The organism is Streptomyces sp. NPDC043870, assembly GCF_056435785.1.
In genome coordinates this window covers 83811-109750 of record NZ_JBWKDT010000028.1, presented here as the reverse complement: position 1 = coordinate 109750, position 25940 = coordinate 83811, and the positions used below count along the sequence as shown (strand labels likewise).

At 70.5% G+C, this 25940-nt stretch carries 21 protein-coding genes; 9 read left to right on the top strand and 12 right to left on the bottom strand.

Annotation, left to right across the window (positions count from 1 at the left end; genetic code table 11):
- Positions 1–140: 140 nt before the first annotated feature.
- Entirely contained in the window at positions 141–2435 is a 2295-nt protein-coding gene (locus AC0699_RS28320; protein WP_478665631.1) for a transglycosylase domain-containing protein, read from the bottom strand.
- Positions 2436–2727: 292 nt separating this feature from the next.
- Here AC0699_RS28320 and AC0699_RS28315 point away from each other — a divergent pair, with 292 nt between their 5' ends.
- The 5 genes from AC0699_RS28315 (at position 2728) to AC0699_RS28295 (ending at position 7620) form a co-directional block, all read left to right on the top strand.
- Positions 2728–3663 carry an SPFH domain-containing protein gene (locus tag AC0699_RS28315; RefSeq protein WP_478665627.1) on the top strand — a complete coding sequence of 312 codons (936 nt, stop codon included), beginning with the start codon at positions 2728–2730 and terminating at the stop codon, positions 3661–3663.
- Complete coding sequence (locus AC0699_RS28310; protein ID WP_478665626.1) at positions 3660–4004, top strand: type II toxin-antitoxin system antitoxin; 345 nt, start codon at positions 3660–3662, stop codon at positions 4002–4004. Before AC0699_RS28315 ends, AC0699_RS28310 begins: the two co-directional genes overlap by 4 nt.
- A gap of 81 nt (positions 4005–4085) precedes the next feature.
- On the top strand, positions 4086–4610 hold the full coding sequence (locus AC0699_RS28305) for a PadR family transcriptional regulator (protein ID WP_453666149.1): 525 nt from the start codon (positions 4086–4088) through the stop codon (positions 4608–4610).
- Positions 4607–5293 carry an ABC transporter ATP-binding protein gene (locus AC0699_RS28300; protein WP_478665623.1) on the top strand — a complete coding sequence of 229 codons (687 nt, stop codon included), beginning with the start codon at positions 4607–4609 and terminating at the stop codon, positions 5291–5293. The genes AC0699_RS28305 and AC0699_RS28300 overlap by 4 nt, the downstream gene beginning before the upstream one ends.
- Positions 5290–7620, top strand: a complete 2331-nt coding sequence (locus tag AC0699_RS28295) for an ABC transporter permease (protein ID WP_478665621.1) — start codon at positions 5290–5292, stop codon at positions 7618–7620. The genes AC0699_RS28300 and AC0699_RS28295 overlap by 4 nt, the downstream gene beginning before the upstream one ends.
- A 1-nt stretch (position 7621) precedes the next feature.
- Here AC0699_RS28295 and AC0699_RS28290 read toward each other — a convergent pair whose 3' ends face one another.
- Positions 7622–8581, bottom strand: coding sequence for a hydrogen peroxide-inducible genes activator (locus tag AC0699_RS28290; protein WP_478665618.1), 960 nt, complete (start codon positions 8579–8581; stop codon positions 7622–7624).
- A gap of 140 nt (positions 8582–8721) precedes the next feature.
- Here AC0699_RS28290 and AC0699_RS28285 point away from each other — a divergent pair, with 140 nt between their 5' ends.
- Entirely contained in the window at positions 8722–9276 is a 555-nt protein-coding gene (locus AC0699_RS28285; RefSeq protein ID WP_469769094.1) for a peroxiredoxin, read from the top strand.
- Positions 9277–9278: 2 nt separating this feature from the next.
- Positions 9279–9812: an alkyl hydroperoxide reductase gene (locus tag AC0699_RS28280; RefSeq protein ID WP_478665617.1), complete on the top strand. Its 534-nt coding sequence runs from the start codon at positions 9279–9281 to the stop codon at positions 9810–9812.
- Between the two features lie 227 nt (positions 9813–10039).
- Here the strand turns inward: AC0699_RS28280 and AC0699_RS28275 are convergent, their stop codons facing one another.
- The 7 genes from AC0699_RS28275 to AC0699_RS28245 form a co-directional block, all read right to left on the bottom strand.
- A complete protein-coding gene (locus AC0699_RS28275) occupies positions 10040–11353 on the bottom strand; it encodes a hypothetical protein (protein WP_478665614.1) in 1314 nt (437 codons plus the stop codon).
- A gap of 14 nt (positions 11354–11367) precedes the next feature.
- Positions 11368–14736 carry an outer membrane protein assembly factor BamB family protein gene (locus AC0699_RS28270; protein ID WP_478665612.1) on the bottom strand — a complete coding sequence of 1123 codons (3369 nt, stop codon included), beginning with the start codon at positions 14734–14736 and terminating at the stop codon, positions 11368–11370.
- Positions 14737–14838: 102 nt separating this feature from the next.
- Positions 14839–15654, bottom strand: a complete 816-nt coding sequence (locus AC0699_RS28265; protein WP_478665609.1) for a hypothetical protein — start codon at positions 15652–15654, stop codon at positions 14839–14841.
- Positions 15651–16964: an AI-2E family transporter gene (locus AC0699_RS28260; RefSeq protein ID WP_478665607.1), complete on the bottom strand. Its 1314-nt coding sequence runs from the start codon at positions 16962–16964 to the stop codon at positions 15651–15653. Before AC0699_RS28260 ends, AC0699_RS28265 begins: the two co-directional genes overlap by 4 nt.
- 134 nt (positions 16965–17098) lie before the next feature.
- A complete protein-coding gene (locus AC0699_RS28255; protein ID WP_478665604.1) occupies positions 17099–17797 on the bottom strand; it encodes an aggregation-promoting factor C-terminal-like domain-containing protein in 699 nt (232 codons plus the stop codon).
- 396 nt (positions 17798–18193) lie between these two features.
- Positions 18194–19516: a PhoH family protein gene (locus AC0699_RS28250; protein ID WP_478665602.1), complete on the bottom strand. Its 1323-nt coding sequence runs from the start codon at positions 19514–19516 to the stop codon at positions 18194–18196.
- 549 nt (positions 19517–20065) lie between these two features.
- Entirely contained in the window at positions 20066–20827 is a 762-nt protein-coding gene (locus AC0699_RS28245) for an isoprenyl transferase (RefSeq protein ID WP_478665600.1), read from the bottom strand.
- Between the two features lie 111 nt (positions 20828–20938).
- Between AC0699_RS28245 and mgrA the strand changes: the two genes are divergently transcribed.
- Positions 20939–21976: an L-glyceraldehyde 3-phosphate reductase gene (mgrA, locus tag AC0699_RS28240; RefSeq protein WP_478665599.1), complete on the top strand. Its 1038-nt coding sequence runs from the start codon at positions 20939–20941 to the stop codon at positions 21974–21976.
- Between the two features lie 293 nt (positions 21977–22269).
- On the opposite strand, the gene AC0699_RS28235 is transcribed toward mgrA, so the two are convergent.
- Positions 22270–22656: a winged helix-turn-helix transcriptional regulator gene (locus AC0699_RS28235; RefSeq protein ID WP_478665596.1), complete on the bottom strand. Its 387-nt coding sequence runs from the start codon at positions 22654–22656 to the stop codon at positions 22270–22272.
- 106 nt (positions 22657–22762) lie between these two features.
- Here AC0699_RS28235 and AC0699_RS28230 point away from each other — a divergent pair, with 106 nt between their 5' ends.
- Positions 22763–23941 (top strand): winged helix DNA-binding domain-containing protein, encoded by a 1179-nt coding sequence (locus tag AC0699_RS28230; RefSeq protein ID WP_478665592.1) that lies wholly within the window; start codon positions 22763–22765, stop codon positions 23939–23941.
- A 70-nt stretch (positions 23942–24011) separates the two neighbouring features.
- On the opposite strand, the gene AC0699_RS28225 is transcribed toward AC0699_RS28230, so the two are convergent.
- Positions 24012–25508, bottom strand: coding sequence for a DUF2079 domain-containing protein (locus AC0699_RS28225; protein ID WP_478665589.1), 1497 nt, complete (start codon positions 25506–25508; stop codon positions 24012–24014).
- A gap of 11 nt (positions 25509–25519) precedes the next feature.
- Positions 25520–25912, bottom strand: a complete 393-nt coding sequence (locus tag AC0699_RS28220; RefSeq protein WP_478665587.1) for a cupin domain-containing protein — start codon at positions 25910–25912, stop codon at positions 25520–25522.
- Positions 25913–25940: the final 28 nt, after the last annotated feature.

Sequence of the window (25940 nt, the reverse complement as noted above, 5' to 3'; positions counted from 1 at the left end):
CCCGTCGGCGGCCCATCCAGGGGGCCGATGGGAACTCTTCCGTCCCCACTCGAAAAACGGGGGGGGGACTCCGGAAGAAAGCGCCCCGGCGCGCGTACGCCCCCCGGGCCTTCCTCACAACTGCCTGCCGGTGGCAGGCACTACGTCCTGGGCGGCCGGACGCCCGACGTCGTGCCGTCCGTCGTGCCGTCCGTGGTGCCTGCGTCGGTGGTACCGCCGTCGGTGGTGCCACCGTCGGTGGTACCGCCGTCGGTGGTGCCACCGTCGGTCGTACCGCCGTCCGTGGTGCCACCGTTGTCGGTGCCCGAGGAGTCGCCCGGCCCGGTGGGCGAGCCCGTCGGGGTGTTGTCCGGCGTACGGGTCGGCTTGTCCGGGCCCTTCGTCTTCGTCGGCTTGTCGTCCGGGCCCTTCGTCTTCTCGGTCTCCGAAGGCGTCACCGTCGGCGTCGACGTGGGCTCCTCGATCACGGACTCCGCGACCTCCAGGTCGAATTCCTCGTCCGAGCCCCCGTCGAGGGCGCCGGTCGTGTACTGCTGCCAGATCAGGGCCGGGACGCCACCACCGTTGGCGCGGCCCTCGTTGACCGTGTCGGTCAGGGTGACCTGGTTGCCCTTGGGATCCTCACCGAAAAGGCCGACCGCGGTGACGAGTTGGGGTGTGTAGCCCACGAACCACGCCGAGCGGTTGTTCTCCGAGGTACCGGTCTTGCCGGCGGCGAAGTAGTCGCCCCGCGCGTTCTGGCCCGAGCCGCTCTTCACGACGCCGGTCATGGCCTGGGTCACGGTGTCCGCCGCCTCACGGCTGATCACCTGCTCGCCGTCCGCCTCTTCCGCGTTGACCGTGCGGACCATGTGCTCGGCCTTGGCCACGATCGACGGCGTGACCTTCTTGCCGTGGTTGTCGAGGGTCGCGTACACCCCGGCCATGTCCCAGGGGGAGGCGCCCATCGTGCCGAGCGACATGGCGGGCCGCACCGGCCAGCCCTCGCCGTCCTTCATACCGAGGCCGAGCGCGGTCTTCTTCACCTTGTCCGGGCCGACGTCCACGATCATCTGGGCGTAGACCGAGTTGATCGAGCTGTTCGTGGCCCGCTGGACGGTGACCTTGCCGTAGTCCCTGTCGTCCTCGTTCTCCGGCGCGAAGGGGGTGTCGCTGCCCTCGACCGGCCGCTTGCTGGTGCCGTCGTAGACGGTGTTCAGGCCGATCGGCTTGTCGTCCTGGGTCACCGACTCGTTCTCCAGGGCGGAGGCGAGCACGATGGGCTTGAAGGTGGAGGCGGGCTGGTAGTCGCGCCGGGTGGCGTTGGACAGCCAGTGCTCGGTCGCTCCGATGCCGCCGTACAGCGCGACGACTTTGCCGGTCTTCGGGTCGACGGAGGTCGCACCCGCCTGGACGGTCGCGTCGCGCTTGTCGGCCTTGCGGTCGAGCTTCTTCTCCAGCTGATCGTCGACGGCCTCGACGAGCGCCTTCTGGCGCTTCTTGTCGATGTTGAGCGTGATGGTCCAGCCGCCGGCCTTGATCTCCTCCTCGCTGATGTCGTGGCGCGCCGCCAGCTCGGCGTTGGCCGCCTCGACGAGATAGCCGGTCTGGCCTCCCATGCCGGGGGCGGCCTTCGGGGGCTTGGGTACGGGGAACTTGAGGCCGGCACGTTCTGCGGAGTCCAGCCAGTCCTCCTCGACCATGTTGTTCAGGACGTAGTTCCAGCGCTCGGTGACCAGCTTCCTGCCGGTCGGGGAGGCGACCGCCCAGTCGTACTGGCTCGGGGCCTGGAGCAGGGCGGCGAGGTACGCGCCCTCCGCGACGTTGAGCTTCCCTGCGTCCTTGCCGTAGTACGCCTGCGCCGCGGCCTGGATGCCGTAGGCGCCGCGCCCGTAGTAGCTGGTGTTGATGTAGCCCGCGAGGATCTCGTCCTTCTCGTTCTCGCGGTCCACCTTCAGGGAGATCACCAGCTCCTTGAGCTTGCGGGTGACCGTCTGGTCCTGGTTCAGGTAGTAGTTCTTGACGTACTGCTGGGTGATGGTCGAGCCACCTTGCTTGCCCTTGCCGGTAAGGGTGTTGAGGAGACCACGGGCAGTGCCCTTGAAGTCGACGCCCGAGTCCTTGAAGAAGGTCTTGTTCTCGGCGGCGACGAACGTCATCTGAACCGGCTTCGGGATCTTCTCCAGGCCGACGATCTCGCGGTTGATCTCTCCGGTGCGGGCCAGGACGGTGCCGTCGCTGTACTTGTAGACGTTGCTCTGCATCGTCGCCTGGGCGTTGCCCTTCGGCACCGGCACGAGCAGATAGACCACGACGAACGCGCCCATCAGCAGCAGGCACAGGGTGAAGAACGTGCCCAGCATCTTCTTCCAGGTGAAGAAGCGCCGTATGCCCCCGGCTTTCTTCGCCCGGCGCGCACCGCGCTGCCGGGCTCGTCGCGCTTCCGCTCGGCCCATCGCTCCGTTGCTCCGCTCTCTGTACCGCGTTCCGCGTTCTGCGTGCTGCGTGCTGCTTCTGCGTTGATCTTCGCCTCGTACGCCGGCGGTCGCTGCCAGATCAGCTCAGAAAGCTAACACCGCTCGTACCGACAAAGGACAACTGATCCGGCCTTTTCCGGACGTGAGAATCAGCACCTGTCTCTAGGGAACCGACTCACGAGAGGTGCGCAGGGTTGCTGAGTCAGATAATGTGTAATCACATTGCTAGCTCAGACGGCCGTCGCGCACGGCCGGGAAACGGGGACGGAACATGCCTGCGACCAGCAGATCCCTTCACGAGGACACGCCCGAGATGCCCGCGCCGCGGGTCCGCGAGTTCGCCGCGCACAGCATCGGCGGCGGCCTCGCTCTCCTGCTCGGACTCGTCGGCGTGGCGGCCGGCGTCGCGTTGGTCGTGGCCGGCTCCACGCGGAGTTCGGACGCGGCGAAGGTGACTCTGATCCTGGGCGGCATCGCCGTGGCGGTCGCGGCGCTCTTCGCGATGTCCGGGCTGAACATGGTGGCGCCGGGCGAGGCCCGGGTGGTCCAGCTCTTCGGCCGCTACCGCGGCACGATCCGCACGGACGGGCTGCGTTGGGTGAACCCGCTGACCTCGCGCGAGAAGATCTCGACCCGGGTACGCAACCACGAGACCGCGATCCTCAAGGTCAACGACGCGTACGGCAACCCGATCGAGCTGGCCGCCGTGGTGGTGTGGAAGGTCGAGGACACCGCACAGGCGCTGTTCGAGGTGGACGACTTCCTGGAGTTCGTGTCCACGCAGACCGAGGCGGCGGTCCGGCACATCGCGATCGAGTACCCCTACGACGCCCATGAAGAGGACGGGCTGTCGCTGCGCGGCAACGCCGAGGAGATCACCGAGAAGCTCGCGGCCGAACTGCACGCGCGCGTGGAGGCCGCGGGCGTCCACATCATCGAGTCCCGCTTCACGCATCTCGCCTACGCCCCGGAGATCGCCTCGGCGATGCTCCAGCGCCAGCAGGCGGGCGCGATGGTCGCCGCCCGCCGGCAGATCGTGGACGGTGCGGTCGGCATGGTGGAGGCCGCGCTCTCCCGGATCTCGGAGGAGGGCTTCGTGGAACTGGACGACGAGCGCAAGGCGGCGATGGTGTCCAACCTGATGGTGGTGCTGTGCGGAGACCGCTCCGCCCAGCCGGTCCTCAACACGGGCACGCTCTACCAGTGACGCCCCCCGAGCGGAAGCAGGTACTGCTGCGGCTGGACCCGGCGGTGTACGAGGCGCTCGCCCGCTGGGCCTCCGACGAGCTGCGCAGCGCCAACGCGCAGATCGAGTTCCTGCTCCGACGGGCTTTGTCGGAGGCGGGACGGCTCCCTGGCAGCGTCAAGCCGATCCCCCGGCGGGGGCGGCCACCGAAGGTCCCACCGGGCCAGGAACCTCCGCCCGGCCAGGAGCCTCCGCACGGTCGGCAGCCTCCGCCGGGCCAGGAGCCTCCGCACGGTCGGCAGCTTCCGCCCGGTCGGGAGCCTCCGGATCCCGCCGTTCCGAACCGTGACAATCGGCCCTGACCTGCAAGGACAGTCGCCCGCGAGCTGACTCTACACAGTACGTATACACACGAGGTATACGCACTGTGTAGAGTCCTCGTCATGTCAATCGGTCACACGCTCCTCGGGCTCCTGGAGTCCGGACCCCGCCACGGTTACGACCTGAAGCGCACCTTCGACGAGAAGTTCGGCCACGACCGGCCGCTGCACTACGGACAGGTCTATTCGACGATGTCCCGGCTGCTGAAGAACGGCCTCGTCGAGGTCGACGGCATTGAGGCGGGAGGCGGCCCCGAGCGCAAGCGGTACGCGATCACCGAAGCCGGCATCACCGATGTCGCCCAGTGGCTCGCCACGCCCGAGAAGCCGGAGCCGTACCTCCAGTCGACCCTCTACACCAAGGTCGTCCTCGCACTGCTCACCGGCCGCAGCGCAGCCGAACTGCTCGACACACAGCGTTCGGAGCATCTGCGGCTGATGCGCATCCTCACCGATCGCAAGCGCCGCGGCGACCTCGCCGACCAGCTCATCTGCGACCACGCGCTCTTCCACCTGGAGGCCGACCTGCGCTGGCTGGAGCTGGCCGCCGCCCGCCTCGACCAGCTCGCGAAGGCGGTGACCGCATGACCCCCGCCGGCTCCCTGCTCGTCGCGGACAACCTCCGCAAGACCTACGGGCCCACCGACGCGCTGGACGGCGCCGAGTTCTCCATCCACCCCGGCGAGGTCGTCGCCGTCATGGGCCCCTCCGGCTCCGGCAAGTCGACGCTCCTGCACTGCCTCGCCGGGATCGTCACCCCCGACTCGGGCACCATCACCTACGACGGCCGTGAGCTGTCGGCGATGAACGACGCGGAGCGCAGCGCGCTGCGCCGCAGCGAGTTCGGCTTCGTCTTCCAGTTCGGCCAGCTCGTGCCCGAGCTGACCTGCGTCGAGAACGTGGCGCTGCCGCTGCGGCTGAACGGCACCAAGCGCAAGGAGGCCGAGCGCACCGCGCTGCGGTGGATGGAGCGCCTGGAGGTCGACGACCTCGCCGCCAAGCGCCCCGGTGAGGTCTCCGGCGGCCAGGGCCAGCGTGTCGCCGTGGCCCGTTCCCTGGTCACCGGCCCGCGGGTGCTGTTCGCCGACGAGCCGACCGGCGCGCTCGACTCCCTCAACGGCGAGCGGGTGATGGAGCTGCTCACGGAGGCCGCCCGGTCCACGAACGCCGCCGTCGTCCTCGTCACGCACGAGGCTCGGGTGGCCGCGTACTCGGACCGCGAGATCGTCGTACGCGACGGCAGGTCCCGGGACATGGAGCGGGCCATATGACCGCCCGTGTCTGGGCGCGCGATCTGCTCATGGGCGCCAGGTTCGCGCTGAGCGGCGGCCGGGAGGGGTGGACCCGCACCCTGCTCACCGGTGTCGGCGTCGGTCTGGGCGTGGCGCTGCTGCTGGTCACGACCGCGATCCCGAGCGCGCTGGGCGGACGCGACGCACGCGCGAGCGCCCGCAGCGACCAGACCGCGCCGACCGCCGAGAAGGCCGGGCACGACACGCTGCTCATCGCCGAGGTCGACACCCGCTACCGCGGCGAGGACATCTACGGCAGGCTGCTCAGGCCGGAGGGCCCGGACGCGCCGGTTCCGCCCGGTCTGCGGTCCTTCCCGGCAGCGGGCGAGATGGCCGTGTCGCCCGCGCTCGACAAGCTGCTCAAGTCCGCGGACGGCAAGCTCCTGCGCGAGCGGCTGGACGGGAAGGTCACCGCGATCATCGGCGACCAGGGTCTGGTCGGCCCCAGCGAACTCGCGTACTACGCGGGCAGCGACACCCTGAAGCCGCTCGACGGGAAGGTCCCTCGGGTCACCGGCTTCGACAACTCCACCGAGCCGGAGCCCCAGGACCCCGTACTCCTTCTCCTGCTCACCTTGGTGTTCGTCGCCCTGCTGACGCCCGTCGCCGTCTTCATCGCGGCCGCCGTGCGCTTCGGCGGCGAGCGCCGCGACCGCCGTCTGGCCGCGCTGCGCCTCATCGGCGCCGACGGCCGGATGGCGCGCCGGATCGCGGCGGGAGAAGCGCTCGCCGGTTCCCTGGCCGGTCTGGCCATCGGCACGGGGTTGTTCTTCGCGGTACGCCAGTCGGCGGCCGGAGTCGACCTGTACCGGCTGAGCGTCTTCCCCGGCGACCTCGATCCCACTCCGTGGCTCGCGGCGCTCGTCGGGCTCGCCGTGCCGGCCGCTGCCGTGGCGGTGACGCTGTTCGCGCTGCGCAGTGTGGTGATCGAGCCGCTCGGAGTGGTCCGTACCGCCAAGCCCGCCCGCCGGCGCATCTGGTGGCGGCTGCTGCTGCCTCTGGCCGGACTCGCCCTGCTCTACCCGATGATCGGGCAGGGCAACCACAACGGGTACTTCAACCAGGCACAGGTCATCGGCGGTGTCGTCCTGCTGCTGATCGGGATCACGGCGCTGCTGCCCTGGCTCGTCGAGACGGTCGTGGCCCGGCTCGGCGGTGGCGGAGTGTCCTGGCAACTGGCTGTCCGGCGGCTCCAGATGAGCAGCGGAAACGCTGCCCGGCTGGTCAACGGCATCGCCGTCGCGGTGGCCGGCGCGATCGCGCTGCAGATGATGTTCTCCGGTCTCGACGGCACGTACACCAGGAACACCGGTGAGGACCCCTCACGCGCCGCGATCTCCGCGCTGGTTCCGCAGGGCAGCGAGGCCGCCACCCGGATCACCGCCGTCGCCCGGCAGATCGAGCAGGCCGACGGGGTTTCCAAGGCCGTCCCGCTGACCAGCGTCTCGATCGCCGCCACACCCGACTCGGAGCAGACGACCAGCCTCACCATCGGTACCTGTGCCGCGCTGCGTGAACTGGCGCAGCTGCCCTCCTGCAAGGACGGCGACGCCTTCGTCCTGCACGGCGGATACGACGACTCGGGAACGCAGTCGGTGGCGAAGCCCGGCCGCAAGCTCTACGCGGGGAACGTCCACGGCGACGAGGACGCGCCCGCGCCCGTCGCCTGGACGCTGCCCAGCACCGCCAAGCAGGTCGCGAGCCGTGAGGACCCGACCGGCGTCAAGCAGAGCGGCGTCCTCGCCACACCCGGCGCGGCGCCCGGGAACGTCGGCGATACGCGGTTCGCCACCATCTACATCCAGTTGGATCCGAAGGTGCCGGACGGGATCGAGCACGCCCGTACGGCGATCCTGAAGGCCGACCCGTTGCTGACGCCGATGCATCTCAAGGCCACCGAGCAGTCCAGCCGCTTCGCGTCGATCCGCACCGGGCTGTTCATCGGGGCGACCTGCGTACTGCTGCTGATCGGGGCGAGCCTGCTGGTCTCCCAGCTGGAGCAGCTGCGCGAGCGCAAGAAGCTGCTGTCCGCGCTCGTCGCCTTCGGCACCCGGCGCTCGACTCTGGGCATGTCGGTGCTGTGGCAGACCGCGGTGCCGATCGCGCTCGGGCTGCTGCTCGCCACCGCGGTGGGTCTGGCCCTCGGCACCGTGCTGCTCAAGATGGCGAGCGCCCGGGTGTCCGTCGACTGGCTCCCGGTGCTCTCGATGTCCGGTGTCGGCGCCGGTGTCGTTCTCCTCGTGACCTTGCTCAGCCTGCCGCCGCTGTGGCGGCTCATGCGGCCCGAGGGTCTGCGCACGGAGTGAGTCAGCCGGTCACCACCCGCACCGGGAGGTCCGCCAGGGCCTCCCGGAGTGCGTCGGCGAACTCCTCGAACTCGCCCTGGCGGGCCGCCCCGGCGCGCATCGCCAGGGCGATGCGGCGGGTGGGCGCCGGGTCCGCGAAGTAGCCGGTCACGAGGGCTGGGTCGCGTCCGGTCTCGACGTGCACCGCGGTGCGCGGGAGCAGCGTCACGCCGAGGCCGCCCGCGACCAGCTGGACCAGGGTGGACAGACCGGCCGCGGTCGTGGTCACCGGGGCTCCCTCCGTGCGGCCCGCCTCCCGGCAGACGTCGAGGGCCTGGTCACGCAGGCAGTGCCCCTCGTCGAGGAGCAGCAGCGGAAGCTCCTTCAGCGCGTCGCGCGGGATGTCGTGGCGCCCGCCGAGCCAGTGGTCGCCGTGCGTCACGAGCACGAAGTCCTCGTCGAAGAGCGGGAGTTCGTTCACTCCGGGCACCCCGAGCGGGACGGCGAGCAGCAGCAGGTCGAGCCGGCCCGCCGAGAGTCCCTCCAGCAGGGACGAGGTCTGCTCCTCGTGCACCTGGAGGTCCAGCTCCGGATAGCGCTCGTGGACCAGCCGGAGCACGGTGGGAAGCAGATACGGCGCCACGGTCGGGATCACGCCGAGCCGGAGCACTCCGGTGAAGGGCGCCCGGACCGCCTCGGCCTCCTCCAGCAGCTCGGCGACCGCGTCGAGGACCGCCTTCGCCCGGACCGCGAGCCGCTCCCCCGCGGGCGACAGGAGCACCTTCCGGGTCGTACGCTCCAGCAGCTGGACACCCAGTGCCTCCTCCAGCGCCGACACGGCGCCGGAGAGCGCGGGCTGACTCATCCCGATAGCGGCAGCGGCGTCCCGGAAGTGCAGATGCTCGGCCACGGCAGCGAAGGCACGCAGCTGCGCGAGACTGGGCTGCTTGCCCCGGTTCACCGTATTCGTTCCAGCAGTCATTGCCGCCACTGATAAGCACCTCCGATCACGATGACCCACTCTAGCTATTTCTGTGATCAATGCACTCTGTGCCAGTCTGAGGGTCCGTCCAACCCCCGGAAGCCCTCACAAGGGGTACTTCCAATCTGCAAGGAGAGCGCGTGCTCACTGTTGGTGACCAGTTCCCCACGTTCGAACTGACCGCCTGCGTCTCGCTGGAGAGCGGCAAGGAATTCGAGCAGATCACCCACAAGTCCTACGAGGGCAAGTGGAAGGTCGTCTTCGCGTGGCCCAAGGACTTCACCTTCGTCTGCCCCACCGAGATCGCCGCGTTCGGCAAGCTGAACGAGGAGTTCGCCGACCGCGACGCCCAGATCCTCGGCTTCTCCGGCGACTCCGAGTTCGTCCACCACGCCTGGCGCAAGGACCACGCCGACCTGCGTGACCTGCCCTTCCCGATGATGGCCGACTCCAAGCACGAGCTGATGCGCGACCTGGGCATCGAGGGCGAGGACGGCTTCGCGCAGCGCGCCGTCTTCATCGTCGACCCGAACAACGAGATCCAGTTCACGATGGTGACCGCCGGCTCCGTCGGCCGTAACCCCAAGGAGGTCCTGCGGGTCCTCGACGCCCTGCAGACCGACGAGCTCTGCCCCTGCAACTGGACCAAGGGCGAGAACACCCTCGACCCGGTCAAGCTGCTGGCCGGTGAGTGAGCATGGCCCTCGATGAGCTGAAGTCCGCACTGCCGGACTATGCCAAGGATCTCAAGCTGAACCTCGGTTCGGTGATCGGCAACAGCGAACTTCCGCAGCAGCAGCTGTGGGGCACGGTTCTGGCCTGCGCGATCGCCTCGCGCTCGCCGATCGTGCTGCGCGAGCTGGAGCCGGAGGCCAAGGCCAACCTCTCCGCCGAGGCGTACACGGCCGCCAAGTCGGCCGCCGCGATCATGGCGATGAACAACGTCTTCTACCGGACCCGGCACCTGCTGTCGGACCCCGAGTACGGGACGCTGCGCGCCGGTCTGCGGATGAACGTCATCGGCAACCCGGGCGTCGAGAAGACCGACTTCGAGCTCTGGTCGCTCGCTGTCTCCGCGATCAACGGCTGCGGCCAGTGCCTGGACTCGCACGAGCAGGTCCTGCGCAAGGCGGGCGTCGACCGTGACGTCATCCAGGAGGCCTTCAAGGTCGCTTCGGTGATCCAGGCGGTCGGTACGACGCTGGAAGCGGAAGCCGTCATGGCGGGCTGACCTGCGGAGTCATGACGGGGCGCCCCCCCCCGCCCTGTTCCCGGCGGGGTGCCCCCCCCCCCCCTCGCCCCCCACGCCCACAAACGCCCCACGTACTGCGCACCCCCGCCCCCCCCCCCCCACCCCCCCACCCCCCCCCCCCCCCCCCCCCCCCCCCCCCCCCCCCCCCCCCCCCCCCCCCCCCCCCCCCCCCCCCCCCCCCCCCCCCCGCCCCCGTCGTACGGCGACTACGGGGCAAGCAGCTGCCCGGCCGCCACCGCCGAGGCCACCGTCCCTCCGGCCACCACCGCCGAGGCCGCGAACAGCGGAATCCGCAGAGTCCACGTGCGCAGGGTCGACGAGCGGGAGACACGGTCCAGCAGCGCGTCCCGGCCGCGCAGCACGATCAGGCCGACGCCGGTGAGCGTCAGCGCCATGCCGAGGCCGAACGCCGCGACCATCGCCAGGGCGATGCCGACCTTGCCGGTCAGCAGCCCGGTGAGCAGCACGAGGAAGGCGGACGGCGAGGGCAGCAGACCGCCCGATGCGCCCAGGAGCACGAGGCCGCGCCAGGTGAGCAGGGACGGGGCGTCCGGGATGTGGTGGCTGTGCCCGTGATCGCGCCCATGATCGTGGTCGTGTCCATGCCCATGGCCGTGATCGTGGTCGTGTCCGTGCCCATGCCCCTGGCCGTGCCCCTGCCCGTGCGCGTGCCCGTGATCATGGTGGTGGCTACGGAGGCGCAGATGCCTCCGCAGCAGGCTCACGCCCACCCCCGCCACCACCAGCGCCGCGATCAGCTGGAGCCAGCCCGTCAGCGCCGCGATGTCCGGCGTGCTGTTCGCAGCCAGCCACCAGCCGACCGCCAGGGCCGCGACCGAGAACGTATGCATCACGGCGACGATCCCGCCCAGCCACACCGCATCACGCGGTCTGCCCCGGCCGCCCACCAGATATCCGGCGGCCAGCGACTTGCCGTGCCCGGGTGCGCAGGCGTGGAGCGCGCCCACGGCGGCGGACACCAGGAGCGCCAGTGGAAGGGCGCCCCCCTGGTCCAGGAGTGACGTCAGATCCGTGGTCCAGGACCAGCCGGAGGAGACCGGGTCGCCCCCGGCAGCCGCCGATGTGAGGGCGAGCGTGCGCGTCGGCTCCTTCGCCGTGTGCAGCCCGCCTCCGCCCGCGTCCGTCACCGACACCGTGCGGTAGGCCGGATTGATGTCCGTCAGCGCGGTCACCGTCAACTCGATCCGGTCCACAGGACGCGGGCAGACGAAGTGGAGCTTCAGCCCGTCCGCCCCGTCGATGCGACAGGGGCGGCCGTCCTGGCGTACGGCGATGTGTGAGCGCAGATAGCCCGTCTCGTCGCCGCCGGACTCCTTCTTCAGTACGGCGACGTCGTCCTGCTGCGCGGACCAGGTCGCGTCGACCGCGGCGCCCGCCGCCTCGACCTTGACGACGGGCGGGGTGCCGAAGGGGTGCGCCTGCGCCGTCCCCGCGCTGCCGAGGAGCAGCGCGGGGACGGCGGCCAGCAGGAGCAGCACCCCGGTGCGGAGTGATCGCACGGCGGTGCTTCCCCTCAGTCGCGGCGTGCGGCGAGCGCGTGGACGGTGCCGTCGTCCGTGAGGGCGAAGACCCAGTCACCGCTCACGGAGAGGGCCGAGGCCACTCCCGCGCCGAGGTCGTACGAGGCGACCTGCGTACCTGTCGACCGGTCCAGGACGAGGAGCCGTCCGTCCCAGGTCCCCACGTACACATGGGACTTCGTCACCAGCGGGTGCATCGTCGGCGAACCGGCACCGGCCGAACAGCCCATGGCGACCCGCCACTTGTCGTCCAGCGGGCTCTCCCCCGCCAGATAGCCGGACTTGGACTCCCACACCGGCTTCGACGGATCGGCCGCACTCGTGTCGTAGGCGCGTACGACACCGTCGCGACCCGCGAGGTAGGCGGTGTCGCCCCACGCGGCCGGGCTGGTGATCGGGGCGGGCCCCGGCTCGCAGACGCTGCCGCCGCCCAGCTTGGACTCCCAGGTCACCGCACCCGTCTTCGGGTCGTGGCCGCGGGTGCCGGACGCCGTGAACGTCACCAGCTTCGCCTCGCCGCCCGAGGCGCCCGGGGCCTTCGGGTCGGTCAGCACGGGCGACGAGTGGCTGTCGATGCCGCCCGCCGTGTCCTTCACCCACAGCTGCTTGCACTGCGCGAGGTCCATCGCGATGACGGTGTTGCTCGACATGGAGTGCAGATAGGCGGTGTTGGAGCCGGGCTCGCGGATGGCCGTGCTGTGGGCCTGCCCCCAGGAGAACGCGGCCCCGAAGCCGCCGGGCAGCAGCCCGCCGGTCGCGGCGTCCCGGCAGCGGATCATGCCCGCGTCCTGGTAGACGGCGACCGTGCGGTCCTGGCCGGTGAGGCCGAAGACGCTGACCGGTCCGCCCGCGCGGCCGTATCGGCGCGCGGTGTCCCCGTGGGCCTCCTCGCGGTCGATCGACTGCCAGACGATACGGCCGTTCGCCGCGTCCAGTGCGTAGACCCGTCCGACACCGGTCGTCAGATAGACCGTGCCGCCATGGAGCGTCGGCGCCGACTCGGCGTCGCCGTCCAGGTACGTACGCCAGATCTCACGGCCGGATGCGATGTCGTAGCCGAGCATCATGCTGTACGGCGAGTCGAAGGCGCGGGACGAGACGATCAGCTTGCCGTCCGCGATCACCGAGCCGTTCAGGTTGAACTGCTCGCCGGTCTGCCGGGCCCACTTGAGGTCGAGCTTCGTGCCCGGCTCGTCGCCGCTCGCGGACCGCCCCGCCTCGTCGCCGCCCTGCCGCAGCCAGTCCTGACCGGTCCTCGGCCTGGCGAGCTCGCTGTCCCGCACGACCGCGAAGGCGTTCTTGACCACGGGGAACTGCTTGCCCCGGGTGTCGTACGCGATCGATTCGGCGGTGTACGTGCCGGGCCGCAGCCCGCTCAGCCGGGCGCTCGCCCGGGTCCATGCGCCGCGTGCGTCCGGGCAGGGCTCGGGCGTGCCGCCGGGCGGGGTGTAGCAGTTCTCGATGCCGGGCCGCGCGGCTGCCCGGCCGAAGCGCACCGTGGTCCGCTCCACCACATAACCGCGCTTGTCGCGCACGGTCAGCGACGCCTTCGCGGGCGTGCGGCCGTCGTCCTCCGCGTACACCTCGACGGGCACTCCGGCCTTGGCGCCGTGTACACTGCCCTGCGCGGGGCTGACCAGTGCGGAGTCGTCGTCGATGTCGAACTGCCGGTGGATGCCGGTCACATGGCCGGAGTCCTCGTTGCGGCGGGTGCGGGGATCGTCCGTGATGCCGCTGAAGTCGAGCACCTTGTAGTCGGGGTGGGCGCCGTCGATGCCGTACGTGCCCTGGTTGTTGATCTCGACGGACCGCTTGAAGGCGCCGCGCCGGAACTCGGCCTGCTGGTTGTGACCGGCGGCGACCATCCGGACGTCGTACTTGGCGAGCTCGTCGATCGTGGGCTGCATGCCCGCGCCCGGGCCCCACTGGGTGAACAGCGAGCGGTGTCCGAAGACGAAGACCTGCTTGCCGGCCGCGTTGCGGGCGAGGTCCTCGCGGAGCCACTCCAGCTGCGGCCTGAGCCCGCTCGCGTCGTAGTTGTCCTCGAGGACGACGATGTGACGGCCGTTCCGGTCGAAGCTGTACCACTCGGGCGCGAGGTTGCGGCGGTAGTACTCCATGCTGCCGGCGTAGCCCTGGGACGTGGCCGTGCCACCGAAGTCGTGGTTGCCCATCACCGGGTAGAAGGGGTGGCCGAGCCGCCCTTCCTCCAGGCCCTTGCTGAAAAGGTCGTAGCCGCCCTGGCGGCGCGGCTCGGCCGCGTAGTCGGTGACGGTGAGGTCGCCGGTCGCGATCTGCATCGTCGCGCCGTCGACCTCGGACATCGCCTGGACCTGGCCGGTCCACTGGGGCAGGGCGCGGCGGGCCTCGTCGTCGGTGCGGTTGCCGACCTCGGTGTCGGAGTTCATGACCCACTTCTCGGTGGGGTTCGAGGCGTTGCGGTCGGGTACGAGCGCGAAGTCGATGCCCGTTCCGCCGGTCTCGGGCACCTTGTGGAAGAACTGCGGGATGTAGTCCTTGCGCAGCGCGGGCGTGTAGCCGTCGGGCGAGACAATGCTGACGAGGTCGGTCTCGCGCCGCTTCGGGTCGATCCGGAGGCTGTACGAGCCGTCCGCGCCGGTCGTGGTCCAGGCGGCGCCGTCGGTGACGTCGATGCCGGGCATGGCCCGCTCGCCCTTGTCCCGCTTGCCGTTTCCGTTGGCGTCCTTGAAGACGGTTCCCTCGACGGCGACGGTCGCCGCATCGGTGTCCTCGGCGAAGGCCGCCTGGGGCGCGAGGAACGACAGGGCGACGGCTCCGGCTGTCGCAAGCCGGATGCGCCGAGAGGCGCGCAGCCCGCGTACCAGGGACGGCAGCCGCGACGCGGCGAGCAGCAGTACGACACCTGCCGCCGTGACGAGCGCGACGGTCAGCCAGGGGAACACGGGCGGCGCGTGGGCGCCCTTGGCGTCGACGAGCGGGGTGGCCGCGGAGGCGTCGACCGCGGTGCCGTCGAACTCGACGACGACCTGGGTCAGTCCGCCCTTCTCCAGCAGCGGGCTCAGGTCGAGCGCGTCGACGTGGCAGCTCCACGCCAGCTCGATGACGACTCCGCCGGGCACGCCGCCGTTGTCCCCGGGCACTCCGGAGCCGGTGGCCGGGCAGCCGGCCGGGAGCAGTCCGGCAGCCCAGCCGCCGGCCTGTGCGGGGGACACCACGTCGCTGTGCACGATGAGACGGCCGCTGGTGACGTTGTCACCGGTCGCGACCACGAGCTCCGCGTGCTCGCGCGAGACATGCGCGACCGCGGGCTGGGCGCCGATGCCCAGTACGAGGAACAGCAGCGCGAGACCGAGCCCGGCTGCTGTGCGTATGTGTTTCATAAAGGCGGACGCTAGGCATCCGCTGTTCGGTTTCCGGTCAGTAGTGAACGTCTTTTACCAAGGCGTCCGGAAGTGTTCAGCATTCTGCGTGCGCCTGTTCCCTCACGCGGGGCGCTTGAGCCGGGCCATCAGCTGCCTCGTGTCCTCGACGACGTGGTCCTTGAGCGACATCAGCTCGTCGAGGTCGGGTGCCGGCACCTCGGCGTCGTCCTCTCCCGTGTACGTGAACACGGCGGAGACACCGACCCGGATCACGGCCTGCCCGTCGAGCACGGCCAGGTCCATCAACGGGTACCCCTCGGTGGGGATCACCAGATACGCACGCTCGCCGAGGCCGTCGGCCCGCTCGACCCCGCGGGGATCGCCGTCGGGCGCATACGGGCGGCGCATCGCCTCGAACTCCGCCCCCGGATCGGTCTTCTTGTGCAGCACGTACGAGACCGTGACCTGGTACTCCTGGTTCTGGCCCGTTCCGGTGAGCTGGAAGTTGCAGTGCGCGCGGTCGAGCGCCACGTGCTCGTCGACCGACGCGATGGCTTCCGTTCTCGCGCCGAGCGCCCCGCCGAGGGAGGTGAACTCCGCGTCCAGACACAGATTCCGGCTGACGCGGTAGCCCTGGAGGTCGGGGCCGGGCCGCTCGTACGCGTACAGCCCGCCCGCCCACAGCGCCGACGCGACGACCGCGCCGCCGAGCGCCCACAGCCAGGCGCGCCGGGGCCGCGGGGGCTTCGGGGGCTTCGTCGGCGCGTCGTCGCCGCCCACGAGGACATCGGCAGCCGCGGCACCGGCGGCGGAGACGCCGCCCGCCGTGAAGTCGCCCGCGGAAGCGCCGCCCGCTGTGAAGTCGCCTAGCGCGGCCTCGCCCGCCCGCGGTGCGGGAACTTCGGCACCACCCACCAGTTCCGGCTCCGAGATCACTGCCGTCGCTCTCCCGGCGCGGGCGTCGGCGCCACCTCGTACGCCGTCGCGCCGTGCGGCGCGGGCCCGATCCGAACAGCCTGTTCCTGCCCGTAGGCCCGCAGATAGCCGACGACCGTGTTGGTCACCGCCACCAGCGGCACCGCGACCACCGCACCGCCGATGCCGGCGGTCAGACCGCCCGCGGCGACCGCCAGGACGACGGCGAGCGGATGCACCCGGACCGCGCGGCCCAGGATGAACGGCTGCAGCACATGGCCCTCTATCTGCTGCACCGCGAGGACCACGAGCAGCACCATCAGCGCGGTGAACACGCCCTGGGTGACCAGCGCGACGACGACCGCGAGCGCCCCCGAGACGACCGCACCGACCAGCGGAATGAAGGAGAAGAGGAAGATGAATACGGCGAGCGGCACGGCCAGCGGGACGTCGAGGAAGTAGATGCCGAGGCCGATGAAGATCGCGTCGATGAGGGCCACCACCACCGTGCCCCGTACATAGGCGGTCAGCGTCCGCCACGCGCGCGGACCCGCACCGGCCACACCGGGCCTCGCCTGGGCGGGCACCAGCTTCAGCGTCCACTGCCAGATCCGCTTCCCGTCGTACAGCAGGAAGAGGGTCGAGAACATCGCCAGCAGTATCCCGGTGAGGATCTCGACCATGACGGTCACGCCCTGCAGTCCGGCCGAGGTGATCTCCTCGGTGTTGGTGCCGATCGTGTCGCTGAGGTTCTTGGCGATGTCGTTGATCTGCTGCTCGGTGACATGGAACGGACTGGCCAGGAGCCAGCGTTTGAGCTCCTCGATACCGTCCTTGACCCGGTCGGCGAGATTGTCCAGATTGTCCAGGACCTGCCACACCACGAACCAGCCGACGAGGCCCATGACGACGAAGCCCAGGACCGCGGTGACGGCGGTGGCGAGCCCGCGCGGCAAGCCGATCTTCCTCAGCCGGGTCACCGTGGGCTGGAGCAGGGCGGTGATCAGCAGGGCGGCGACGAAGGCGAGGACGACCAGCTGGACCGCGCTGATCGCCTTCATCAGCACCCAGAGCGTGCCGGCGAGGACGAGGAGCCGCCAGCCGGCCTCGGCCGCGACCCGCATCCCCCACGGGATCGCGGCGACCGGATCGGGTCTGGCGGCGACAGCGGGGGCGTACGTGGGCGGCGGCGGGACCTTGTCGGGTGAGGAACCGGTCGGCGGCTCGTCCTCGGCGGCACTCGCGGCCTCGGCCCGGCGCTCCTCCAACCGTGCTCCCATCCGGGTCAGTCCGGCCCCCAGCCGGTCCAGCCACCCTGGCGCTTTCGACATGTCGCTTCCCTCTCCCCCCGGGTCCGCCCCGACCGTACACGCACGAAGCCCCTCACCGTAGGACGGCAAGGGGCTCCGCGAAGTTGAGCGCCAGGCTGGGGCCTGGTTCTGGTGGGGCCTAGTACCAGTGAGTCCTAGTACCAGTGGTTGGCCTGCCAGAACGACCAGGCGCCGCAGGGGCTGCCGTAGCGGTCGTTCATGTAGTTGAGGCCCCACTTGATCTGGGTGGCCGGGTTGGTCTGCCAGTCGTCGCCTGCCGACGACATCTTGGAGCCCGGAAGCGCCTGGACCAGACCGTACGCGCCGGAGGAGGGGTTCGAGGCCTGGTAGTTCCAGCTGGACTCGTGGTCCACGATGTTGCTGAAGCACTGGAACTGGTCGCCAGGGATCATCTGGCGGGCCATCGCCTGGACCTCGGCGACGCTGTACGACGACTGGGTCGCGAAGGTGGAGGCGTCACGGACGGCGGAGCGGCTCGCCCGCTCCTCCTCCGCCTTGGCCTCGGCCTCGCGCTCGGCCTTCTCCTCGGCGGCTTCCTTCTTCGCCTTGGCGTCCTTGGCGGCCTGGACACGGGCCGCCTCTTCGGCGGACTTCCGCGCCGCGGCGTCGGCAGCGGCGGCCTGCGCCTCGGCCTGCTGGGTCAGGGACGAGACCTGAACCTGGGCCTGCTGGCCGACCGGGATGTCTGCGAGGAGCGTCGCGTCGGAAGCGGTCGTCTCCAGGTTGTCGTTCGTGGCGGCGGTGTTGCCCGAGGCAACACCGACGACGGCGCCGACAGTGGTGACCGCAGTGGCAGACGCCACGGCGAATCCCCGGACCGAGATCCGGCTCACACGGTTTCCTTCCAGCATCGCCCGCACAGGTGACCTCGCGGACGCAATCGTGCCCCTGGCACTGGCACTCCCTCTTGTCTAGGTCACGGGAGGCGCGGGCCCGGTGGGCAACTCCCCCTGCGGAGAGTGCCGCGTGGTGCTCGGGCGGCATACGGCGGCAAGTGTGGAGTTGTGTGGTGCAACACCCCTGAGGGTGCAGGTGTGCCGTATGCGGGGCCTGACGGAAACCAGACTCTGCCGGAAGCTGACACCGCAAGGCAATTCATCGTTGCGTGTGAAAGCTCACACCTCGTTTGTCCCAGGAGTTTTGCGGAAAGGGCCGCGCAGCATGACGCCGCCCGGCTAAGCTCCTGCGCTTCGCCGGGCGGCGCCAACTCTCATACCGGGCCTGAGATGTCAGACGGGTCCATCCTCCAGCATTTCGGTCACCAGCGCGGCGATCTGCGAACGCTCGGAGCGGGTGAGCGTGACATGCGCGAAGAGCGGATGCCCCTTCAACTTCTCCACGACGGCGACGACTCCGTCGTACCGACCCACGCGCAGATTATCCCTTTGCGCCACATCATGGGTCAGAACGACCCTGGAGTTTGCCCCGATTCGGGACAGAACGGTCAGGAGGACGTTCCTCTCCAGGGACTGGGCCTCGTCCACGATGACGAACGCGTCATGCAGCGAACGACCGCGGATGTGGGTGAGCGGCAGCACTTCGAGCATGCCGCGACCGAGCACCTCCTCGATGACCTCACGGCCGGCCACCGCGGAGAGCGTGTCGAAGACCGCCTGCGCCCAGGGGCTCATCTTCTCGGCCTCGGTGCCCGGCAGATAGCCGAGCTCCTGCCCGCCAACGGCGTACAGCGGCCGGAAGACCATCACCTTCTGGTGCTGGCGGCGCTCCAGGACCGCCTCCAGACCGGCACAGAGCGCCAGCGCCGACTTGCCGGTGCCGGCCCTGCCACCCATCGAGACGATGCCGACGTCCGGGTCGAGGAGCAGATCGAGGGCGATGCGCTGCTCGGCGCTGCGGCCGCGGATCCCGAAGGCCTCGCGGTCGCCACGGACAAGCCGGACATTTCCCTCAGCGCTGACCCGGCCGAGCGCCTTGCCGCGCTCGGACTGGAGGACGAGCCCGGTATGGACCGGCATGTCGGCGACCTCCGGCACGTACAGGCTCTCCTCTTCATAGAGGATGTCCACCTGATCGGCAGAAAGGGCCAGTTCGGACATTCCGGTCCATCCGGAGTCCGTGATGGCGAGTTCCGCGCGGTACTCCTCGGCGAGGAGACCGACGGAGGAGGCCTTGATGCGCAGCGGCAGATCCTTGGAGACGACGGTGACGTCATACCCCTCCGCCTGGAGGTTGCGTGCCACCGCCAGGATCCTTGAGTCGTTGTCGCCCAGCCGGTAGCCGGCGGGAAGCACGCCGGGGTCCGAGTGATTGAGCTCGACGCGCAGCGTGCCGCCGAGGTCGCCCATCGGGATGGGGGCGTCCAGACGGCCGTACCGGACGCGGTAGTCGTCCAGCAGGCGCAGCGCCTGCCGGGCGAAGTAACCGAGCTCCGGATGGTGCCTCTTGGCCTCCAGCTCCGTGACCACGACGATCGGGAGCACGACTTCGTGCTCGTCGAAGCGGGAAACGGCGTGCGGGTCGGCCAGCAGGACGCTGGTGTCGAGAACGTAGGTGCGCCTGTCGGGCATGCGGCGCTTTGTGCTGTTCACCACGGAAGGACGTACCCCCTCGGCTGAGATCGGGGTGCGACGGCGTCGCGGGCGGTAGGACCGGTCTCCGGCCACGATGCACGGGCCGGGCACCGGCCCTCCGTTCCTTCCGTGCTGAACGCACGGTCGTCCTGGCGCAAAGGGCCTCCCGGGCGAGCGGCTCGGTGCCACTCGCTATAGAGAACGGCATCCGGCTCGGTGTCCGGATGTCGACCTGTCAGGGATATTCCCTCGAACACGCGCAGCCATGCCAGGGCATATGACGACGCGTCGATGAACAGGCGATGACCATGACCGGGAGCTCCCCGACGGGCCCCGCGGCGCGCCGGCCCGGCGGCGGCCGAGTCCGCCGGCCCCTGTGGGCACACGGCGCGATTCCGCCGTCAGTACGGGTCCGGGGACGCTGGCGTCCGCGGCGGGCCCACGCAGCGGAGCACCGGCGGGGGCGGGGCACAGCCCGGCCGGTGGGGGCCGCGCGCGGAGGGCCCGGCAAGATCCGAAAGACAGGCCCTACGTCACGCGAGTGGCGGGGGTACGGGGCGGCCGTCCCCGTCAGGAGCCGTAGCGGCGGTGGCGGGCCGCGTAGTCGCGGAGCGCGCGGAGGAAGTCGACCTTGCGGAAGGCCGGCCAGAAGACTTCGCAGAAGTAGTACTCGGAGTGGGCGCTCTGCCAGAGCATGAAGCCCGACAGCCGCTGCTCACCACTCGTACGGATCACCAGGTCCGGGTCCGGCTGGCCCCGGGTGTAGAGGTGCGACGCGATCAGGTCCGTGTCGACGATCTCCGCGAGCTCCTCGAAGCTCGTGCCCTTCGCCGCGTGGTCCAGGAGAAGCGACCGCACCGCGTCCGCGATCTCCTGCCGGCCTCCGTACCCGACGGCGCAATTGACGAGTATTCCGTCATTGCCGTCCGTCGCCTGCTCCGCCTCCTTGAGGACGGACTGGGTGCGGGCGGGCAGCAGATCCATCGTGCCCACGTGATGCACGCGCCACCGGCCGTCGGCGGCCAGGTTGCGGACCGTGTTCTCGATGATGCCGAGGAGCGGGCGCAGCTCCTCCTCGGGGCGGTCGAAGTTGTCCGTGGACAGCATCCAGAGCGTGACCACCTCGACATCCGTCTCGGCGCACCAGCCCAGCAGCTCGGAGATCTTGTCGGCCCCGGCCTGATGTCCCTCCGCGGCCGTCCCACCGGACGCCTTCGCCCAGCGGCGGTTGCCGTCCAGGATGACACCGATGTGCTTGGGCACCTGGGCGTGATCGAGGCGGCCCTCCACCCGGCGCGCGTAGAGCCCGTAGACCAGGTCGCGCAGGTTCACCGTACTAACCCCTCCGTGCTGCGTGGCTGACCCCCGAAGCCGTCACATTACTGCGCGGCGGCCACGGCCACCCAACCCGGCCTGTCACAAGTCCGTGATAAGGAGGGAAGCGTGAATGATTCCCCCTATTACCGTGCCGCCGAGAGCCGCTACGACTCGATGGAGTACCGCCGCACCGGCCGCAGCGGTCTCAAGCTCCCCGCGATCTCCCTCGGTCTCTGGCACAACTTCGGCGACGACCGCACACTCGGATCGCAGCGCGCGATCCTGCGCCGTGCCTTCGATCTCGGCGTGACCCACTTCGACCTGGCCAACAACTACGGGCCGCCCCCCGGCTCCGCCGAGCTGAACTTCGGGAAGATCTTCGCGCAGGACTTCGCCCCGTACCGGGACGAGCTGATCATTTCCACCAAGGCCGGCTATCTCATGCACCCCGGCCCGTACGGCGAGTGGGGCTCCCGCAAGTACCTGATGTCGTCGCTCGACGCGTCCCTGAAGCGGATGGGTCTCGACTACGTCGACATCTTCTACTCGCACCGCTTCGACCCGCACACCCCGCTGGAGGAGACGATGGGCGCACTGGCGTCCGCCGTCCAGCAGGGCAAGGCGCTGTACGCCGGCGTGTCCTCGTACACGGCGGAGCAGACGGACGAGGCCGCCCGGCTGCTGAAGGAGATGGGTGTCCCGGCGCTCATCCACCAGCCCTCGTACTCGATGATCAACCGCTGGATCGAGGACGACGGCCTCCTCGACACGCTGGAGACGGCGGGCATGGGCTGCATCTCGTTCGTACCGCTCGCCCAGGGGCTGCTCACGAACAAGTACCTGACCGGCATCCCGGAGGGCTCGCGGGCCGCGCAGGGCAAGTCCCTCGACCCGGACCTGCTCTCCGACGAGGTGCTCCGCCGGCTGCGCGGGCTCAACGAGATCGCGCAGCGCCGCGGCCAGTCGCTGGCCCAGCTGGCGCTGAACTGGGTGCTGCGCGACGAGCGGATGACGTCCGCACTGATCGGCGCGAGCAATGTCGGGCAGCTGGAGGAGAACGTGGCGGCGCTGGCCGCATCGCCGCTCTCCGACGAGGAGCTGAAGGAGATCGACACCTTCGCGGTGGACACCGCCGGGACGAACATCTGGGCGGGCCGCTCCTGACTCTCCGCCCTGGCGCAGCGCCCGGGCAGAGAAAACGGGCCGGTCCGTGGGGGGGATACGGACCGGCCCGAGGGGGGGCTTCCACCATAACCCTTCGTAAGTGCTGGCGCGCGCCACGCCATGCCACAACTACTCTCCGAAATCAGCGGACTGCGGTGCGGAGGCGGAAACGCGGGGGAAACACGGCTCGCGGCGGATTCGGCGCCGTACCCCACACGGGGGACCCGGGGCGCCGGGCGCGCGATTGACACCGCAGCCGGCGGCGTCCGGGTGGGGCCGGCGCGGCGTCCGCGTCAGGCCGCGGTGCCCTCCGGGTGCTCCTTGGCGGTGACCTTCGGATGCTCCTTGTTCGCCAGGATCTGACTCATGAAGTCGTCGCCCCACTGGCCCAGCGGCAGCAGCGCCGTGTTCAGCGCATCACCGAGCTCCGTCAGCGAGTACTCGACGCGGGGCGGCACCTCCCGGTACACCTCGCGGTGCACGATCCCGTCCGCCTCCAGCTCGCGCAGCTGCTGGATCAGCACCTTCTCGCTCACCCCGGGCACGTCCCGCTTCAGCTCCCCGAAACGCCGCGTTCTCGCGTCGTGCAGGGCCCAGAGGATCATCGGCTTCCACTTGCCGCCGACGACGTCCACGGCCGCGTCGAGCCCGCAGGTGTAGGAGAGCTTTCCCTTGGCCACCGTCAACTCCTGGGTTTGCCCGGCCGGTTGTGTTCACTTACCGATTCGACGGTACTGCATGGAAAATGCGGACAAGATCCGACCTGAATGGCCCCTACGGTCGTCCATGACGACGACGCGCAGCGTGACCTGGACCGAAGCCAACGCCCGCCGGATCGCACGGCAGGGCCTCTCCGCCCCCGCGTCCGCGAAGGACTCCTCCCCCGCCACGGTCACCGGCGCCATGGTCGGCGCGCACGCGCAGGTGCTCTCCGCCGCCGAGCTGTCCGTGGCGCTGCGGCTGGAGGGCGCCACCCGGGTGGACGTACGCGAGGCGCTGTGGACGGACGGCACGCTGGTGAAGACGTACGGGCCGCGCGGCACCGTGCATCTGCTGCCCACCGCGGACCTGCCGCTGTGGACGGGTGCGCTGTCGGCGATCCCGGCCGGGGCGAATCCGATGCCGCCCGGCATCCGGATGACGGGCGAGCAGACCGAGGAGGTGCTCGCGGCGATCGGGGCGGCGCTCGCGCACTCCGCGCTGACCCTCGACGAGCTGACCGACGCGATCGTGGAGCGCACGGGTGCCTGGGCCGGCGACCGGGTCATGGAGGCCTTCCAGGACAAGTGGCCGCGCTGGCGCCAGGTGACCCACACCGCCGCGCACCGCGGACTGCTGTGCTTCGGCCCCAACCGCGGCCGCAAGGTCACGTACACCAACCCGCACCGGGCCCTGCCCGGGTTCACCCCGCTGGCCGGCCCGGCCGCGCTCGCCGAGCTGGTACGCCGCTATCTGCACGCCTACGGTCCCGCCGTCCCGCAGCATTTCGCGAAGTGGCTCGCGGCACCTCGGGGCTGGGCACGCGACCTCTTCGGCTCGCTGGCGGCGGAGGGGGCGATCGAGGAGGTGCTGTTCGAGGGCGGGCCGGCCTGGGTCGCGGCCGGCGACACCGGCTTCCCGGACGGTCCCGTGCACGGGGTGCGGCTCCTCCCCTACTTCGACGCGTTCACGATCGCCTCGCAGCCGCGCGAGCTGCTCTTCCCGGGCCGCGCGTACGAGCGCGCCCTCGCCGGCGGCCAGGCGGGCAACGTCCCGGTCCTGCTGGTCGACGGCACGGTCGCCGGCGTCTGGCACCAGCGCCGGTCGGGCCGCCGCATCGCGGTCACGGTCGAGCCGATCGGCTCCCAGGCCCTGCCCCCCGCCCGCCGGCACGCCCTGGAGGAGCAGGTCGAGCGGGTGGGAGAGGCGCTGGAGGGAAGCGCGGAGCTGACGGTGGGAGAGGTGACAGTGGGGTTCCACGCCTGAGCGGCGGCGAGGGCGAGGGCCCGGGCGGCGCCTGGCGGCCCGTCAGGCGGCGGGCCCGTCAGGCGGCGCGTCAGCCGGCGCGACGCCGCAACAGCGTGATGCCGTCCCGTTCCGCGACGACCTCGTAGCCGTACGAGCGCTTCGCGGCCTCCAGCTCGGACTGCTGCTGTTCCGCCGGGTAGGGCCAGTGGCCGATCTTGTACGGCCAGGCCTCCGGCGGGTGGCTGTCGTGGATGATCCACTGGGTGGTGGGACGGGGCAGCTTCGCCCGGTCGTACTCGTAGAGCCGGCCGCCCACCGGGTAGGTCGGGAAGAGGACCACATGGCAGCGTGAAGTGAGCTGCGGGGCCAGCCGGTTGGACGCGGCGACCGCCGCGCCGTCCGGGATTCGCCGCAGCAGTGAGCGTGCGGCTTCGATGTGCGCCGTCGTACGCCAGGTCGCGCGCTGGGCGAGCTGCGCGAGCGGGAACGACGGCAGCAGGACGGCGGTCACGGCGAGGACGGTGGCGAGCGACGCCCGGACGTGCCGGGGGTCCGTCTGCCGGTGGCGGGTGAGCGCGTCGATGAGCCCGGCGAAGACGACCGGCATCAGCACGGCGCTGTAGTGGAAGGCCGTACCCCAGTGGAAGACGTTCTCCGAGAGCATCCGCCAGGCGAGCGTCGGTACCGCGATGAGCGACAGCGGGGAGCGCAACGCCAGCAGCGCGCTCGGCGCGAAGACGAGGACGAGCGTCATGGCCTTGATGTCGGGCCTGAGCGCGTCGAGCGGGGCGAAGGCGAGCGTGGCGAGCAGCGAGCCATGCCCCTCGACGAGGGCGCCGTGTGCGTATCCGCCGCCCGGGTTGAAGGCGGGCAGCAGCAGTTTGATCTCGATCGCGCTGCCGGCCAGTCCGGCCGCGACGGTCATGAGCCCGAGCCGCCGCGGCCCCTTCCACGCCACGTACGCACCGAGCGCTGCCAGCGTCAGCCCCAGGTCCTCCTTGATCAGCAGCGCTGGCGCGGCCCAGGCGACGGCGTGTCCCCAGCGCCGCCGCGAGAGCGCCTCGATTGCGCAGGCGAGCAGCGGCACGGCGAGGGCGACCTCGTGGAAGTCGAAGGCCGCGGCCGAGGTGATGCCCCAGCTCAGTCCGTATCCGCAGGCGATGACGTGCGCGGCGCGGCGGCCGAGCGCCCGGGCGGCCCAGCCGGCCAGCGGTACGACGGCGACGGCGAGGAGCGCCGACTGGGCGAGGAGCAGGGCGAGCGGGGACGGCCAGAGCCGGTAGAGGGGGGCGAGGACGGCGATGAGGGGGTGGAAGTGGTCGCCGAGGAGGATGAAGCCCTCCCCGCGCAACGGGACGACGGGCGGCTCGAGTTGCGCGTAGGCGCGTACGGCCTGCTCGAAGATGCCCAGGTCGTAGCCGGCGGTGCGGAGGAGCTGGTGACGGCGTACGGCGACGGTGGCATAGAGGAGGAACAGCCCCGCCGCCCATCCCCAGGAGAGGAGGGCGGCGGAGCGGTCAGCAGGGGCCGGAATCGTCTTCGTCTCCGTACGCGGTACCGCCACACTGCCAATAAATGTCCGCATACGTCCGCATGTTAGAGGGAGTGACCGGTGGTGCTGTCCACATGACCGGGGATCTCCCCCTCGTGGCGGTCTCCGGTCGACTTCGTCCCGGTCGGCTCGAACATCAGGATCGAGCCGCCCGGCGACGACGGCTTGTGCTCGGTGCCCTTGGGTACCACGAAGGTGTCGCCCTTGTGGAGCTCGACCGTCGTCTCCGTGCCGTCGGCGTCGCGCAGCGCGATGTCGAAACGGCCGTCGAGGACGAGGAAGAACTCGTCGGTGTCCTCGTGGACGTGCCATACGTGCTCCCCCGCGGTGTGCGCGACGCGCACGTCGTAGTCGTTCATCCGGGCCACGATCCGCGGACTGTAGACGTCGTCGAAGGAGGCCAGTGCTTCGGTGAGATTGACGGGCTCGGTGTCCATGGCCCGAGTGTGCGCGCGGCGCGGGTGA